Origin of the sequence: Mycobacterium sp. 1164966.3, from assembly GCF_001665395.1 — a bacterium.
In the GTDB taxonomy this organism is placed as follows: domain Bacteria; phylum Actinomycetota; class Actinomycetes; order Mycobacteriales; family Mycobacteriaceae; genus Mycobacterium.
In genome coordinates this window covers 153,722-169,207 of sequence record NZ_LZSG01000034.1, presented here as the reverse complement: position 1 = coordinate 169,207, position 15,486 = coordinate 153,722, and the positions used below count along the sequence as shown (strand labels likewise).

General features: G+C 65.3%; 14 protein-coding genes. 3 read left to right on the top strand and 11 right to left on the bottom strand.

What is annotated here, in order from left to right; translation table 11 throughout:
• Positions 1 to 82: 82 nt before the first annotated feature.
• Genes A9W99_RS11845 through A9W99_RS11810 form a run of 8 tightly spaced genes read right to left on the bottom strand, consistent with a single transcriptional unit; the run spans position 83 to position 9,176 of the window.
• The gene (locus tag A9W99_RS11845) at positions 83 to 904 is read right to left on the bottom strand and encodes an alpha/beta fold hydrolase (RefSeq protein WP_067377330.1); all 822 of its coding nucleotides are present in this window, start codon (positions 902 to 904) and stop codon (positions 83 to 85) included.
• Positions 901 to 1,893, bottom strand: coding sequence for a cyclase family protein (locus tag A9W99_RS11840; protein WP_067377327.1), 993 nt, complete (start codon positions 1,891 to 1,893; stop codon positions 901 to 903). Before A9W99_RS11840 ends, A9W99_RS11845 begins: the two co-directional genes overlap by 4 nt.
• Positions 1,881 to 2,705 carry a coniferyl-alcohol dehydrogenase gene (locus A9W99_RS11835; RefSeq protein WP_067377323.1) on the bottom strand — a complete coding sequence of 275 codons (825 nt, stop codon included), beginning with the start codon at positions 2,703 to 2,705 and terminating at the stop codon, positions 1,881 to 1,883. The genes A9W99_RS11840 and A9W99_RS11835 overlap by 13 nt, the downstream gene beginning before the upstream one ends.
• On the bottom strand, positions 2,702 to 4,018 hold the full coding sequence (locus A9W99_RS11830; RefSeq protein ID WP_067377320.1) for an LLM class flavin-dependent oxidoreductase: 1,317 nt from the start codon (positions 4,016 to 4,018) through the stop codon (positions 2,702 to 2,704). The genes A9W99_RS11835 and A9W99_RS11830 overlap by 4 nt, the downstream gene beginning before the upstream one ends.
• Positions 4,018 to 5,754 (bottom strand): FAD-binding protein, encoded by a 1,737-nt coding sequence (locus tag A9W99_RS11825; protein WP_067377318.1) that lies wholly within the window; start codon positions 5,752 to 5,754, stop codon positions 4,018 to 4,020. The genes A9W99_RS11830 and A9W99_RS11825 overlap by 1 nt, the downstream gene beginning before the upstream one ends.
• A complete protein-coding gene (locus A9W99_RS11820; protein WP_067377316.1) occupies positions 5,751 to 6,668 on the bottom strand; it encodes a 3-carboxyethylcatechol 2,3-dioxygenase in 918 nt (305 codons plus the stop codon). The genes A9W99_RS11825 and A9W99_RS11820 overlap by 4 nt, the downstream gene beginning before the upstream one ends.
• Positions 6,616 to 8,313, bottom strand: a complete 1,698-nt coding sequence (locus A9W99_RS11815; protein ID WP_067377313.1) for a bifunctional 3-(3-hydroxy-phenyl)propionate/3-hydroxycinnamic acid hydroxylase — start codon at positions 8,311 to 8,313, stop codon at positions 6,616 to 6,618. The genes A9W99_RS11820 and A9W99_RS11815 overlap by 53 nt, the downstream gene beginning before the upstream one ends.
• Positions 8,313 to 9,176: an alpha/beta fold hydrolase gene (locus tag A9W99_RS11810; protein ID WP_067377310.1), complete on the bottom strand. Its 864-nt coding sequence runs from the start codon at positions 9,174 to 9,176 to the stop codon at positions 8,313 to 8,315. Before A9W99_RS11810 ends, A9W99_RS11815 begins: the two co-directional genes overlap by 1 nt.
• A 126-nt stretch (positions 9,177 to 9,302) precedes the next feature.
• On the opposite strand from A9W99_RS11810, the gene A9W99_RS11805 reads away from it, so the two are divergent.
• Both A9W99_RS11805 and A9W99_RS11800 read left to right on the top strand, forming a co-directional pair.
• Positions 9,303 to 9,968 carry an IclR family transcriptional regulator gene (locus A9W99_RS11805; RefSeq protein WP_067377307.1) on the top strand — a complete coding sequence of 222 codons (666 nt, stop codon included), beginning with the start codon at positions 9,303 to 9,305 and terminating at the stop codon, positions 9,966 to 9,968.
• A gap of 11 nt (positions 9,969 to 9,979) precedes the next feature.
• Entirely contained in the window at positions 9,980 to 11,581 is a 1,602-nt protein-coding gene (locus tag A9W99_RS11800; RefSeq protein ID WP_067377304.1) for an FAD-dependent oxidoreductase, read from the top strand.
• A gap of 8 nt (positions 11,582 to 11,589) precedes the next feature.
• Here A9W99_RS11800 and meaB read toward each other — a convergent pair whose 3' ends face one another.
• Together meaB and A9W99_RS11790 are read right to left on the bottom strand one after the other, a co-directional pair.
• Positions 11,590 to 12,462 (bottom strand): methylmalonyl Co-A mutase-associated GTPase MeaB, encoded by an 873-nt coding sequence (gene meaB / locus A9W99_RS11795; RefSeq protein ID WP_067377301.1) that lies wholly within the window; start codon positions 12,460 to 12,462, stop codon positions 11,590 to 11,592.
• A gap of 28 nt (positions 12,463 to 12,490) precedes the next feature.
• Positions 12,491 to 13,630 carry a thiolase family protein gene (locus tag A9W99_RS11790; RefSeq protein ID WP_067377298.1) on the bottom strand — a complete coding sequence of 380 codons (1,140 nt, stop codon included), beginning with the start codon at positions 13,628 to 13,630 and terminating at the stop codon, positions 12,491 to 12,493.
• 146 nt (positions 13,631 to 13,776) lie between these two features.
• Between A9W99_RS11790 and A9W99_RS11785 the strand changes: the two genes are divergently transcribed.
• A complete protein-coding gene (locus A9W99_RS11785) occupies positions 13,777 to 14,643 on the top strand; it encodes a proline iminopeptidase-family hydrolase (protein ID WP_067377488.1) in 867 nt (288 codons plus the stop codon).
• A gap of 74 nt (positions 14,644 to 14,717) precedes the next feature.
• Here the strand turns inward: A9W99_RS11785 and A9W99_RS11780 are convergent, their stop codons facing one another.
• Positions 14,718 to 15,485, bottom strand: a complete 768-nt coding sequence (locus A9W99_RS11780; protein ID WP_067377295.1) for an enoyl-CoA hydratase/isomerase family protein — start codon at positions 15,483 to 15,485, stop codon at positions 14,718 to 14,720.
• Between the last annotated feature and the right edge of the window lies 1 nt (position 15,486).

The window sequence follows — 15,486 nt, the reverse complement described above, 5'->3', positions numbered from 1 at the left end:
GATGGATGAGACGGTGGAGAGCGCGAGCAAACGCAAAATCGCCTTTTGGAGCTCGAAATGGGGGATTTTGCGTCTGCTCGGGCTACTGGGCCAGGAAGTTCAGCAGCAACTCGTTGACAGTCCCGGGCTGCTCGATCTGCGGACAGTGGCCGGCGTCCTCGACAACGACTGAACGCCCGCCTTCGATCTGCTTCGCGATCTGCGCGGCCCAACCGGCGGGCAGGAGCTTGTCGTTCCCTCCCTCGACGACCAACGTGGGCACGCCGATGCGCTCGTAGGGTCGCGCGGTTGCCGACACCGACGGCGTGGGAGCGCCAGGGCGCCGAAAACGGGCCGCGGCCACCGCCTCCCACGCGCCCGGCGCAGTACTGGACTCATATCGGCGCCGCACATACTCGTCGTCGGCCGGATAGCGCGGGTCGTAGAACAACGCCTCGACGATGCGCCGCATGGCCGGCATCGTCGCGTCGTACTGCTGGAGCGCCCGAAAGTGCTTGTTTTGCTGGATCTCTCCGCCACCGCAGATGACCACGAGGCTGCGAACCGGCAGCTGTGGTGCATCAGATGTCGCGTCGGTCAGCAGGTTGATGGCGCCCATCGAGTTGCCGGCGAAATGCGCCGAGGCGATGTCGAGCAGCTCGCAGAATCGGGCGACATGCCGGATCCGCATTCCGCGCCCGTCGACGAAGTCGATGACCTTCGCCGACTGTCCGAACCCGAGTTGGTCGGGTGCCAGCACCCGGTAGTATCCGGCGAGTTCAGCGATATTCCGTTCCCAGCCGAGTTCGGCACTCGCGCCGAACTCGCCACCGTGCAGCAGCACCACCGGGTCCCCGTGACCGGCCTCCAGGTAGCTGGTGACCAGGCCGTCCACCGAAATGGTCCTGCGATGTATCTGGGTCACTTGATCGCGATCGGATTGACCGGGGAACCAACGGCGCCAACGACTCTCAACGGCGGCGCCACAAGCTGGAACTCGTATACGCCGTCGGCGGCGCAGTCGTCCGCCAGCGCGGCGAGGTCCCAGTACTCGCCGAACATCATCCCCATATCGCGCAGGCACAGCATGTGCAGCGGGAAAGTTGTCCCCTCGACTCCGGATACCAGGTCTTCGACTTGGAGGTTGTCGGCCGCGACGGCAGCGATCTCGTGGTCGTGCAGCCATTGGGCACATCGCCAGTCCAGTCCGGAGTAGCCTTCTGTCTTGTTGCCAGTCATGAGAAACCTTGTCCACCAACCGGTCCGGATCAGCACAATGTCACCGCGTCCGACGCTCACGCCTTGGGCGCGTGCGACGTCGTCCAGTTCTTCCGGCGTGATCGGATTGCCGGCCTCGAGGAAGATTTCCGCGCCGCGATGGCGAACCAGGTCAAGCAATACACCGCGGGAAGTGATGCCCTTGGCGTCGACCTTGTCGATGCCGCAGTGGTAGGCGCCCATACTGGTCACCGAATCCGCCGGAAAGCCGTTGTAGAGCTGGTCGTCGTAGTAGACGTGCGACAGCGCATCCCATTGGCTGGCCGCCTGCAACGGCATGATGATCATGTCGTCGTTGAAGCGGAAGGGGTTGTCGGCGGTCATGTAGCCGCTCAGCTGGTGCGCCAACGGGTTACGCTCCCACCCAGGTCCATACTTGGCCAGTGTCCTGACGTCGCCACCGTCGACCGTCATCACGTGTACGGGGTTGTGCCGAAACTCGAAGGCGCCCTGCGGTCCTGACGCGCCGAAGTCGACCCCGAGGGGAAACACTCGGCCATGCCGGACCAGGCTGGCGGCGTGGGCAACCTGGTCCGCGGTGATGAAGTTCAGTGTGCCGAGCTCGTCGTCGTCTCCCCAACGACCCCAATTGGAGACCTCGCGAGCGACTCTCCGGAAGTCGGTCAAGCTGGCCACGAGGCTCCTCCCTCGAGTTCACGGGCGATCGCAGCGGCGGTGTTTCCACCGTCAACCCATACCACCTGACCGGAAATATAGCTGGCCGCACGACTATTCAGAAACGTCAGCACCGCGGCCTGTTCAGCCGGGCCGGAAACCCTTCCCAACGGCTTGGGGATGTCGTCGAGGAAACCCTGCCCGTATGCCGTCCTGAGCTGGTCGAGTATCGGCGTCTCGGTGACGCCGGGCCCGGTGCAGTTGATCCGGATGCCTTTGGCGCCCAGCCGCGAAACGTTTTGCATGGTGTAAAGGATGACCGCCTCTTTGGAGAACTGGTAACCACCGCCGGTCAGCTCATCGGGGTGACGCCGACACCAGTCGGTGCCCTCTCGCATTGTCGCGGTATTCAGCAGCGGCGCCACAGCTCGCAGATGCTCGCGGTATCCGGAGGCGGCCAGCGAGGACACGCTGACGATGGATGACCCCGCCCTCATCTTCGGGATCAGCGCCTCGGTCAGATGCCGCAGGCCAAGGAAGTTGATCGTGACGACAAGTTGCGGATCGCCAATTCCCGAGGAGACACCGGCAACGTTGAACAGCGAGTCGACCTGGCCGATGCCGGCAACCGCGCGATCGATCGCGGCGGAGTCGGTGAGGTCTACTTCGTGAAAGTCGTTGATCTCGAATGCCGGTCGGCGTTGGTCGAGGCCGATTACGTGCGCGCCGAGTTCGGTGAGCTGTCGTACCACCTGTTCGCCGATGCCCGACGCGCAGCCGGTCACCACCGCGCGGCGACCGTCGTAACGCCACAGGTCGTCGATGGCCGTCACTTGCGCTGCTGCTCCTCCTTGGCCCGCTGCGCCGCCTGGACCCGACCCTCGTTGATCTCGGCCATTGCTTCGGGGATCTCGCTGGCGGTGAACTTACCGCCGCGGCCGGTAGGCAACCCGCCGAATGAGTAGCTCTCGTCGAACTGCGGCGCTTCAAAAGGTCGTGTCTCCGGCCGCCGCGCCTCGACCTTCTCGATGACCGGTGCCAGCCGAGCCGCCTTGTCGGCCACTGCTTTTTCGTCGCGCTCGATGAATTCGGGCAGCACCTCTTTGCCCATCAGCTCGATGGATTCCATCGTGCCCTCGTGGCTACGCGGGTTGAGTAGCAGAATGATTTCGTCGACCCCGCTCTCCTCGTAGCCGCGCAGAAACTCACGCACAGTGGCCGGAGAGCCGATCGCACCGCGTCCAGGCCCGTAGGCCAGCGTCGGATCCTTCACCACCTCTTCGAGATAGCGTTTCCACACGCCGGTCCGGCCCGGGGTGTGCACACCGGTCATGTAGTAGTGCATGATGCCGAACGAGAAGAACCCGCCGCCCTGGCCGAGGCGTTGCAGGGCCAACTCGTCGGTCTTGGCGACCATCATCGACAAGTCGCCGCCAATGGCGAGGATGTTCGGGTTGATCGCCGGCGTGACCGGCACCCCGTTCTCCTCGAACTCCTTGTAGTAGCCGTTGACCCGCTCGGTCAGCGGGCCGGGCCCGGTGTAAGCGAAACTCAACGCGCCGATGGCCTTTTGGGCTGCCATCTGCACACTGGCGGGGCGGGTGCAGGCCACCCAGACCGGCGGGTGCGGCTTTTGCATCGGCTTGGGAATCACGTTACGTGCGGGCATCTCGATGTGCTCGCCCTTGAAACCGGTGAACGGCTCCTCGATCATGCAACGGATCGCGACCTCGAGCGCTTCCTCCCATTGAGCGCGCTTGTCGGCGGGGTCGATGTTGAATCCCCCCAATTCACCGACCGAAGACGATTCTCCAGTGCCGAACTCGACACGCCCGTTGGAGATGAGGTCAAGGGTGGCAATGCGTTCCGCAACCCGAGCCGGGTGATTCACCGCGGGCGGCATATGCATGATGCCGAACCCCAGCCGGATGTTCATGGTCCGCTGGCTGGCCGCAGCCAGGAAGATCTCCGGTGCGGTGGAATGACAATACTCCTCCAGGAAGTGATGTTCGGTGAGCCAAACGGTGGAGAAGCCGGCCTTGTCGGCGGCCTCGACCTCGTCCAGGCACTCCTGCAGCATGATCCGTTCGTCGTCCGGCGCCCAGGGACGGGGCAGGGCGAACTCGTAGAACAGCGAAATTTTCATCAATACCTCCCATGGGAATCAAGGGTCTGTTCGGCCTGCTGCGCGGCCTGGTCAGAAATGTGTTTCGCGGCGACGAAACCGAAAGTCATCGCCGGGCCGATCGTCGCCCCCGCGCCGGCGTAGCTGCGGCCCATCACCGGCGCCGAGGTGTTGCCCACCGCGTACAAACCCGGCACCACCGTGTTGTCGGGTCGCAGCACACGGGCGTATTCGTCGGTCCGTAGGCCACCGGACGTTCCGAGGTCCCCGAGGACGATCCGGAACGCGTAGTACGGCGGGTCACCCAGCGGATACAGGTTGGGGTTCGGCAGTGTCGGATCGCCGTAGTAGTTGTCGTAGACGCTGTCCCCGCGGTTGAAGTCGTCGTCGTGACCGCTGCGCGCCAGCTCGTTGAAGCGGCGGGCGGTCTCGGAAAGTTGTTGCGCCGGCACGCCGATCTTGGTGGCCATCTCGTCCCAACTCCTGGCGGCCTTGACGACGCCTGATTCCAGCCAGCCGCGCGGGACCTTGCGGCCGGTGGGAACCGGTGCGCCCGGGGTTTTGGGTATCGGAAGATGGCCGCCGATGACGTAGCGGTTCCAGGACCGGTGATCGGTGATGAGCCAGCAGGGGATGTGGGTGACGCCGGAGTTCTGGCCCTCGATCATCGCGTGACCGAAATCCATGTACGGCGCTGCCTCGTTGATGAAGCGCTTGCCTTCGCCGTTGACGACGAACTGCGCAGGCATCATCCGTTCGTTGAGCATGAACTGCATTCGGCCGTCCGGCCATTGCATCGCCGGAAACCACCAGGCCTCGTCGAGTAGATCGGTTGCCGCGCCGACCTTTTGGCCCGCGCGTATCCCGTCGCCCATGGCGGCGGGATTACCGAAGCTCCAGTCTTGATCCAAAACGGGCAGCTGCTCCCTGCGCCAGGCGAGGTCGTGGTCGAAGCCTCCCGAGGCCAGGATGACGCCGAGGCGCGCGACGATGCGCTGCCTACCGTCTCGTTCCACCACCGCACCGGTCACCGCCCCGTCGGTATCGGTGATCAGCTCGATCATCGGAGAGTTCAGCCAGAGCGGGATATCACGTTCCTTCATTGCCAGCCGCAGCCGAGCCGCCAGCGATTGGCCGATCGCCGCCATCCGCTCGCCGAACACCCTGGCCCTGACCATCCGCGAAATCAGTTTCAGCAGTACACCTTTTCCGGCCCACGACTGTCTGATTTGGTAGAACGACCGAAGTTCCTTGGGCCCCAGCCAGATTCCCTTGGGGGCAAGCGCCAGTGGCTGCAGCAGGTTCTGCTCGTCGGCGCCCAACGTGCGCAAGTCGATCGGCGGCACATTGATGGTGCTGCCCAGGCCGGATCCGCCCGGCAGTTCCGGATAGTAGTCGGCATAGCCGGGTTTCCAGACGAACTCGAGCCAGCCGGAGAGCCCCTCCAAGAACTCCAGCATCTTCGGGGATGATTCGACGTACTGACGTATCCGGGCATCGCTGACCAGGCCGTCGGTGACGCGCCGCAGGTATTCGACGACGCCGTCTGGCGATGGGACGTAACCCTCCCTGCGCTGGGCGGGCGCCCCGGGAACCCAGATGCCACCTCCGGACAGCGCGGTGGAACCACCGAATTGCGGCGACTTCTCGACCACCAGCGCATCCAGCCCGGAGGCATTCGCCGTGAGAGCAGCGGTCATGCCGCCTCCGCCGGAACCGACGATCAGTACGTCGACGACGTGCTCGGCGGCGCTCATATCGGCACCGCCGTCCTGATGGCGAAGCCGGCGATCAGTTCGGCGGCGGGCTTGTAGTAGCGCACCGTCGTCTGGTACGGCCCCGCGGTGGCCAGCGCCGCGAAAGCCGCAACCCAGGTCCTGATTTCGTGCGCCGAGCTACCGCCCTCGTGCAAGACGAAGGAGTTGGACCATTGATCGAGCTCATCGAGCCGACCCGCGTCGACGATCTCCAGGAAGCGGTGGTCCCACATCGGGTTGAGTGGTTGAAGTTTGCTCTCCCCGCCGGCGAAGCTCTTGGCGGCGTCGATGACCGCGGTCTGCCGCGCGTGGCGCTGCTCGGCCGTCATCGGTTCGCCTTCGACGATTCGCCGCAGGACAGCTGGGCCGGCCGTGTCCAGCGTAGGTACCGGCGGGCTGTGGGAAAGTCCACCGGATCCGATCACCAGGACGCGCTTGTCCAGGGTCGCCAGGTACTCACCTACCGCGATACCCAATGCCCGGCAACGGTGTAGCGGCCCCAGCGGCGCGGCGATCGCGTTGATGAAGATCGGGATCACCGGGCGTGAGGTGGCGTCCCCGAACAGCTTCTCCAGCGGCTGCACGGTGCCGTGGTCGACGTCCATGCCGGCCGAGACCGCCACGTCGACGCCGGACCCCAGAACGGATTTCGCACAGTCGGCTGCAATGCCTTCGGGCACGTCCAGCTCTCCCAAGTGAGTGCCGTAGTCGCCGATTCCCTTGGCGCGCATGCCGATACAGAATGGCGGCATCACCCTATAGAAGAAGCCGTTGTAGTGGTCCGGAGAGAAGATGACGACAAGTTCGGGGTCGTAGTCGCCGACGAAGTCTCGCGCCTGCGCGATCGCGGCCTCGACGTCGTCAAGCAGGTCCTGCGACGGCCCCGGTAGATTCAGCAGCGGGCTGTGGGACATACAGCACAGAGCCAGTGGCACTTGATAACTCACCCCCTTCCGGCGTCAGTGCGAGGGTGTCGAGCAGCGACGCGCTCAGCTCCGGCGCGAGCTGCGCGATGCAAGCTCCGGCGATGCAGCGATCCGGGCGCAGGAATAGCACCGACTCCTGCTGATTGTCGAACCAGGCCTTGAGACCACCGCTGCGGTCCCCCACGATCACCACGTCGGGATCGTCGTCCCCAGTCCAGTGCAGTTGCGTCAGCGGGCGCAGCGCAATGAACTTGGTACCCAACGTCTTCCACTTCGCGGACGCCTGCTCGCCGAGAATCTTGCGCGGATTGTTGTTCCAGCACAGCACGGCGAACCAGTCGCCAAGCACGTCGTCCAGAAGCACATCGTGTTGCGTCCGGGTATCGACTCGGGGCTGCACGAACAGGGTACCGACCGGCGAGCCCGGATGGCGCGGTTCGGCGTGGACGACGGCCCCGTGCTCGTAACGCGGCATCGGCTTGAACCGCATTTCGAGCACATACCGCTTGAGCGAGGGCACAATTGACGCCGATCGCACGACCAGGTCCCGCGCCGCGGCGACGCGGCGGTTGGTCGGTGAGATCACCCGCCCCACCATGGTGGAGAGGTCGATCATCGCGCGGGCGTGCTTGCGCCGCTCCACGTCGTAGCTGTCCAGCAATTCGGCGTCCGCGCGGCCGGTAACCACAGCGGCAAGCTTCCAGCCCAGGTTGGCCGCATCGCGAATGCCGCTGTTGTAGCCCTGCCCTTGCCAGACTGGCATGAGGTGCGCGGCGTCTCCGGCCAGCAGCAGGCGGCCGCTGCGAAAGGCGCCGGCGATCCGCGAGTGGTGGGTGTAGACCCGGCGGCGGATCACGTCGACCCGGTCGGGGTGCGGGACCATCCGCGCCAGCATCTGCGTCAGAAATGCGGGGTCCTCGGCCTGCTCGTCGGTCTCGTCGGCGTGAATCATGAACTCGAACCGTCGAATACCGTGCGCGATTGAGATGGAGGCATAGGGCCGCTCCGGGTCGGCGCCCACCTCACTGTTGGGGTGGCCCAGCGGATCGTTGGCGATGTCCACGACCAGCCACCGCGTCGACGACGTGGTCCCGTCGAACGACACGTCCATCATCCGGCGGGTCATGCTGCGACCGCCGTCGCAGCCGACAACGTAACCCGCCCGCACGCTGCGGGCCTCACCGTCGCCGCCGAGCTCGACGGTCACCCCATCGGCAGTCTGCCGGCACGACGTCATCGGCCGTTCCCACCAGACCTCGACATGGTCGAATCTGTCCAAGCCACCGAGCAATTCGGCGTCGACCAGTGGCTGTACGAACCCGTTGCGCTTCGGCCAGCCGAAACGCGCGTCGGGCGGCGCCATTTCGGCGAGGATGCGGCGCTGGGAGTCGTAGAAGCGCAGAATCTGGTTGGGCACGGTATGTGGCAGGACACGGTCCACCAGACCGATCGACTGGAAGGTGCGCAACGACTCGTCGTCCAGCCCGACGCCGCGCGGGTAGTCGATCAGCGTCGCCCGCTCCTCGACCACCAGCGTCCTCACCCCTTGCAGGCCAAGGATATTGGCCAGGGTAAGCCCGACCGGCCCGGCGCCGACAACCAGAACCTCGACATCTGTGGCCTGTCCGCTCATCAACGCCCCAGCAGAAAGTCGAGATGCAGACGATTGAAGGTCTTGGCGTCCTCGTATTGCGGCCAGTGACCACACCCCGGCATGACCTCGAACCGGGCCCCGGGAATCATCGAGGCGATGCGGCGCCCCTCGGCCACGTCGGCGGTCGGGTCGTCGCTGGTCCATAGCACCAGGGTGGGCGCGGTTATCGCGCCATATTCGGCGGGTCCCAAGATGTTTCGGGCCCTGATCTCCGGATCCTGCAGCGCCATGATGTCACTCATGGCTGCGACGAAGCCCGGTTGACGATAGATCCGTTGGCGAGTGGCCACAAGGTCGTCGTAGTTCTTGGACTTATCCGCCATGAGCCACTTGATGCGCGCCTGGACCGTCTCCCAGGTCGGGTTTTCGGCGGCCGCCATGGACAGGGTAAGGATGCGCTGCATCACTGCCGGGTCGGCCTGCGAACCGCCGGCCGTGTTGAGGACCAGGCGGTCGACCACGTCGGGATGGTCGATCGCGGCACGGGCGGCCACCCAGCCGCCGAGCGACTCACCGCTGATGTGAGCACGGTCGGCGCCGATGGTGCGCAGTACGGCCAGCAGGTGCTCGACATAGTGGTTGACTTCCAGCGGGTGCCCCGGCTTGTCGGTGTAGCCATGGCCGAGCATGTCGATGGACCAGGTCCAGAAATGTTCGGCGTGCGCGGCCAGATTGCGGACGTAGGCCTCGGCGTGGCCGGCGGACCCGTGCAACAGCATCAGCACCGGCTTGGCCGGATCGCCGGCCCGGAGATAACGGGTACGAACTCCCTCGGCGGAGAGGTAGCCCTGCGAGAACGCGACGCCTTGCAGATCGCCCCAGATGCTTTCGAACTCCGTCACGGTTCCTCTCTGGTCCCCATCGCGGGAAATCTGGTTCTCGTTTTCGGACTATTGGTTGTGCTAATATCGCACACTAATGTGCGTTATATATAGAGCTTCGCTCTCGGGTGGGGGTCTGTCAAGACCATGACGGGTTCGCAGACCCTGGCCAGGGGGCTGACCGCGCTGCAGCTGGTTGCGGAATCGGCAACCGGCCTGACCGTGCAGGAGCTTGCCGATCGAGTCGGGGTACACCGCACCATCGCCTATCGGTTGCTGTCGACGCTTGCGGAGTTCAGGCTGGTCGCCAAGGGGGAGGACGGGCGCTACCGCCCGGCCTCCGGCCTGGCCGTGCTGGGTGCGTCGTTCGACCACAACGTGCGTCAATTGAGTCTGCCGACGCTGCGCGCATTGGCCGACGAGCTGGGTACCACCGTTTCGCTGCTTGTCGCCGAGGGTGACCAGCAGGTGGCGATCGCAGTGATCGTGCCGACCCATGTGGCCTACCAACTTTCGTTCCACGAAGGCAGCCGCTATCCGCTGGACCGAGGTGCCGCGGGGATCGCCCTGCTGGCGAGCATGCCGCCGCGCCCGGGGGAACGTGAGCTGGTGATGCGCGCACGAGAGCGCGGCTGGGTGATGACTTACGGCGAGATCGAACCGAATACTTACGGATTGGCCGTGCCCGTACATCGCCGGGCGCCGTCACCGCCGACCTGCATCAACCTCATTTCCCACCGCGAAGACGTCGTACTGCGCGGAAAGGACGCGGTCATCAAAGCCGCAAAGCAGTTGTCCGCGTTGCTGAGTTAGGAGCGCAAGCCATGTCCTGGGACCACGAAGCCGACGTCATAGTGCTGGGCAGTGGCGGCACCGCACTCACGGCCGCACTGACGGCCGCAGTTGCCGGCGCCTCGGTGGAGGTGTACGAGAAGGCCCCGACCGTCGGCGGAACCACCGCGGTGTCGGGCGGCATCGTATGGATACCGGCCCATAACCGTTGTGCCGACCGGGAATTGACGGTCGAGGACGCATTGCGATACCTGCGCGCACAGTCCTTCGGTTCGATGGACGATGCGTTGGTCGAAACATTCGTACACACCGGCCCGGCAATGCTCGACTTCGTCGAGAAGCACAGTGGTCTGCGCTTCGAGATCGCCGCGGGCTTTCCCGACTATCAACCCGAGCTGCCGGGTGGACAACCGAGCGGTGGCCGGTCGCTGAGCGCAGTTCCGTTCGACCTCGGTCAGCTGGGCGAATGGGCCGGCCGGATCACGTCGTTTCCCGCGGATTGGTCGAATGTCGGTTTCGACGCCGAAACCCGGGCACGTTTACATGCGGATGTCGACGAGCAATCCGGCGATCTGTGCGTCGCCGGGACCGCCCTGGTCGCCGGGCTGCTGAAGGGCGTGCTGGATCTCGGGGTGCGACCGCGGACGAATGCACCGGCCGAAGAGCTCATCGTCGACGACGGAGTGGTCACCGGAGTTCGCATCGCCGGGGTTAGCATGCGCGCGCGCCGTGGCGTCATCCTCGGGACAGGCGGGTTCGAATGGGATCCTGTTATGGTGCAGGCGTTTCTGCGCGGTCCCATGCACGGCGCGGTCTCGCCACCGAACAACACCGGCGACGGGCTGCGCATGGCCATGGCTCACGGTGCCGACCTGGCGAACATGGGCGAAGCGTGGTGGGTGCCGATCGTGCAGATCCCGGGCGACACCATTTCGGGCAGGCAGCGCAGCCGCAGTGTGCGACTGGAACGAACGCGCCCACGAAGCATCATGGTCAATCGCGCCGGACGCCGGTTCGTCAACGAGGCCTGCGATTACAACTCGATGGCCGGTGCCTTCCACTATCTCGATCCCCGAGGCGGATACGTCAACGACAGCGCGTGGATCGTCTTCGACTCAGTTCACCTGCGACGCTATGGATTTCTGGGTGTAGCCGCTGGGGAACCGGTGCCGGACTGGTTTTGGGAGTCTGCTGACCTGGACGAGCTGGCGGCTAAGACGGGTATCGACGCCGACGGCCTTAGGCGCACCATCGACGAATGGAATCGCCATGTCGAAGCGGGCTTGGATCCCGAATTTGGGCGTGGCTCAAGTGCGTACGACGGTTATTGGGGTGACGACCAGGCCACCACCCTGGCCGGCAAGACACTCGGCCCGATCGACACCGCCCCCTACTACGCGGTGCCGGTGCGGGTGGGCGCGATGGGTACCAAAGGCGGACCGCGCACCGACCATGACGGCCGCGTCCTGCACGTCAACGGCGAACCGATACCCGGTTTGTTCGCCGCCGGCAACGCGATGGCCGGCGTGACCGGCCGCGCTTACGGCGGCGCTGGTGGAACCATCGGCCCGGCAATGGTTTTCGGGTACCGCGCCGGGCACGCCGCCGCCACCGGGAAGTCGGTGGAGGGATAGGGCGAGCCCTACGGTCCGGACACTAGCCGTTCGGCGGCGGTATAGGGATCGTCGTGGCCGTCGACCACCGACTCAGCCAGGCGATCGAGATCCGTACTGGTCCGCAGCAGGGTTTGGGCCAGCGACAGGATCTGCGCCCGCGCCCTGGCCAGCCGGCGGGCACGGCTGTCTGCGCGGTGATGGTCGTCGATCGCGCTCATCAACTCCGGCACGCCTTCCCCGCGGGCGGCAATCAAGCTGACGATCGGGGCTTTGGTCTCGGCTCGCAGATCCCGCACCGTCTGCTCGGCACCGTCCCGGTCAGCCTTGTTCACCGCCACGATGTCAGCGACTTCCAGCACACCCGCTTTCGCAGCCTGGACAGCATCGCCGGCCCCAGGATTGAGGACGACGACAGTGGGGTCTGCGACGGCGGCAATCTCGATCTCGGACTGCCCTACCCCCACGGTCTCCAACAGGATGACGTGGTACCCGATCGCGCCCAGCAGGCGGATGGCCGCCGGAACCGCGGCGGCCAGGCCGCCGATATGGCCACGGGTCGCAACCGAACGAATCAGTACGTCAGAGTCGTTGATGTGGGCAGCCATTCGTATCCGGTCGCCCAGCAGCGCGCCGCCGCTGAAGGGTGACGACGGGTCCACGGCCAGCACGGCGACCCGGCAGCCACGCTCCCGGTAGCCGCCGACGAGGGCAGCGATCGTCGTCGACTTACCCGCGCCCGGCGGCCCAGTGATGCCAATGACCCGGACGTCGCGGGCGTCGGGGACACTCAGGCTTTCCAATACCTCGTCGCGGCGGTCGCCCTCGACGAGACTGAGCAGCCGACCTGCCGCGCGCGGGGATCCGTTGCGCGCATTGGCAATCAGATCGGCTATCTCCATTTCGGGTCCATGGTGCCCAATTGTGCCCTTATGGCGCAGCTACCTCGATGACGGTGGCAGATCCCATGCCGCCGCCCGCGCACATCGCGGCGACCCCGATTCCGCCGCCACGCCGACGTAGTTCGTACACCAGGGTGACCAGCATCCTGGCACCGGTTGCCGCCACCGGGTGCCCCAGCGAGCAGCCGCTGCCGCTGACGTTCACCTTCTCGGGGTCCAGATCGAGCAGCTTGACGGTAGCCACGCACATTGCCGCGAAGGCTTCGTTGATCTCGAACAGATCGACGTCGGAAATCGAAAGGCCGCCCCTGCCAAGCGCTTTCGGGATTGCATCCACCGGCGCCAAGCCGGTGAGCGCGGGATCGACACCGACGGAGGCCCAGGACACCACCCGCGCCAGGGCGGGCAGTCCCAGCTGGTCGCTGGCAATGGTGAGGACGGCGGCGCCGTCGTTGGCGCCGGAGGAGTTTCCGGCGGTGATGGAAAAGCCCTCGATTTCGGGATGCAGCGGTTTGAGGGCGGCAAGCTTCTCGATGCTGGTGTCGCGGCGCGGGTGCTCGTCCACCGAGAACAGCCCGTGCGGCGTCTCGATGGGGACGATCTCCTCCTTGAAGCGACCCTCGTCGATCGCGGCGATCGCGTTCCGATGCGACCGCAACGCCCATGCGTCCATTTCCTCGCGGCTTACGCCGGCTTTGACCGCGGCATTCCAGCCCACGGTGATCGACATGTCCATGTTGGGCGCGTCGGGGCGGTCCGGATGCGTCGGAGGGAACCAGTCGACCCACTCACCGTCCACTTGGAACCGTGATCGCGGTGTCGTGGACGCGGAGTTCACCCCGCCGGCGATGATCAGCTGGTCCATGCCCGCGCGCACACTTGCCGCCGCGGTCTGCACCGCCGCTTGGCCGGCCGCGCAGTGCCGATTGTTGGCCAGGCCGGGGACCGTGGGCAGCCCGGCGGTGATGGCCGCGTGCCGGGCGACGACGCCGCCGCCGTACAGGCCTTCGCCCAGGATCACGTCGTCGACCTGCGCCGGGTCCAGATCTTGCGCGGCTTCCGTTATCACGTGGTTGGCCAGGTCGAATGCGGTGGTGTCGCGCAAGGTTCCCTTTCGGGCGGTTCCGATGGGGGTGCGCAGCGCGGACACGATGACGGCTTCGGGCACAGGTCTTCTCCACTTCTGCGGGCACTTCAATGTGCAGTTGCGGGGGCCGGAGAGCCATCCGCTGATTATGAGAACACTATTCTCTCAGGCCGAGAGTATGAGTTGCAAGGTGGGTTGCTTTCATGCGGCGGGCGATACTGACTGCCATGGCTCAGCGGAGGGGAACGATCGCGGTCCCCGGCGGGAATGTCTGGTTCAAACGAGTCGGCGGCGGCGCGGGTCTTCCACTGCTCGCGGTTCACGGCGGGCCAGGCTTACCCCACAACTACATAACTGCGCTGGAACGACTGGCCGACGAGCGCGAAGTCGTCTTCTGGGATCAGCTCGGCTGCGGGAGATCCGAATGGCCGACGGACGTGTCGCTGTGGACGATGGAACGCTCGGTGGCCGAAATGAGCTCGGTGGCAGATGGTCTCGGGCTGGACGGCTTTCACATCTTCGGCAACTCGTGGGGTGGCATGCTGGCGCAGCAGTATGTCCTCGACGCGGCGCCAGCGGCCTCGAGCCTGGTCATTTCGAACAGCATTGCGTCCATACCGCAGTTCTCGGAGATGGTGGCACGCTTGAAGTCCGGGCTGGATCCGGCGACCCAGGCCGCGATCGAGCGTCATGAAGCCGCTGGCACCACCGCGTCGGCCGAATACCAGGCTGCAATTCGTACTTGGAACGAGCAGTATTTGTGCCGCCTATCGCCCTGGCCCGACGAGCTCGAGGACGCTTACAAAGGCATGGGAGCCGAGGTCTTCGAGACGCTGTTCGGACCGAGCGACTTTCACATCGTCGGAACGATCCGAAACTGGGACGTGTTCGACCGGCTGAGCGAAATCGCCCTGCCCACACTGCTGATCGCGGGCAGGTTCGATCAATGCGCGCCGGAGCACATGTGGGAAATGCATCAGCGGATCAGCGGATCCCGGTTCGTGTGCTTCGAAAACAGCTCGCACATGCCGTTCATCGAAGAGCCGGGCCGGTTCGACCAGTTGATGCGGGAGTTCCTGCGGCAGCACGACTGATGGCGCGAGCAGACGCAAAATCACCCGAAAAGTAGGGATTCCAGGCGATTTTGCGTCTGCTCGCGCAACTTGAGTCAGTTCTTCGACGAGTTCAGCTTGGTGATGATCGACTTGAAGTCGTCTGTGGTAAACGACTGATGCTCGGCCGACAGGGCATAGTCCAAGGTGGCGAGCACGGCGCGCTCGAGGTGGATGTTGAGCACCCGCTTGGTGGCTTCCACGGCTTGCTGCGGCAGCTCCATGATGCGCTTCGCGCAGCTCATCGCCTCGGCGAACGGATCGGCGACCACATGATTGGCCAGCCCGAGTTCGACGGCCCGTTCGGCGCGGATTCGCGTGCCGGTCAGGGCGTATTCCTTGGCCAGCATCAGGCTGATATGCAGCGGCCAGGTCAATGGTCCGCCATCGGCGGCGACCAATCCCACCTGCACATGTGGGTCGGCGAGGTAGGCGTCTTCGGCGATGTAGACGATGTCGCTGAGGGCGACCAGGCTGCAGCCGAGCCCCACTGCCGGGCCGTTGACGGCAGCCACGACGGGAATTCGGCACCGGGCCATGCCCAGCACGATCTCGCGCCCGTCGCGGATGGTTTTGGCGCGCAGATCGGCGTCTTGTGCCAGTTCGGCCAGATAGGAGAAGTCGCCGCCGGCCGAAAATGCCCGGCCCGCACCGGTAATCACCGCCGCGCGGGCCGTCGGATCGTCGGTCAACCGCTGCCAGAGCCGCGCCAGTCCGACGTGCAGACTGTCGTTGACCGCGTTCAGGGCGTCCGGCCGGTTGAGGGTGATGATGCGCAGCCCGCCGTCGGCGCGTACCTCGATTTCACTTGGCATGTCGTACATT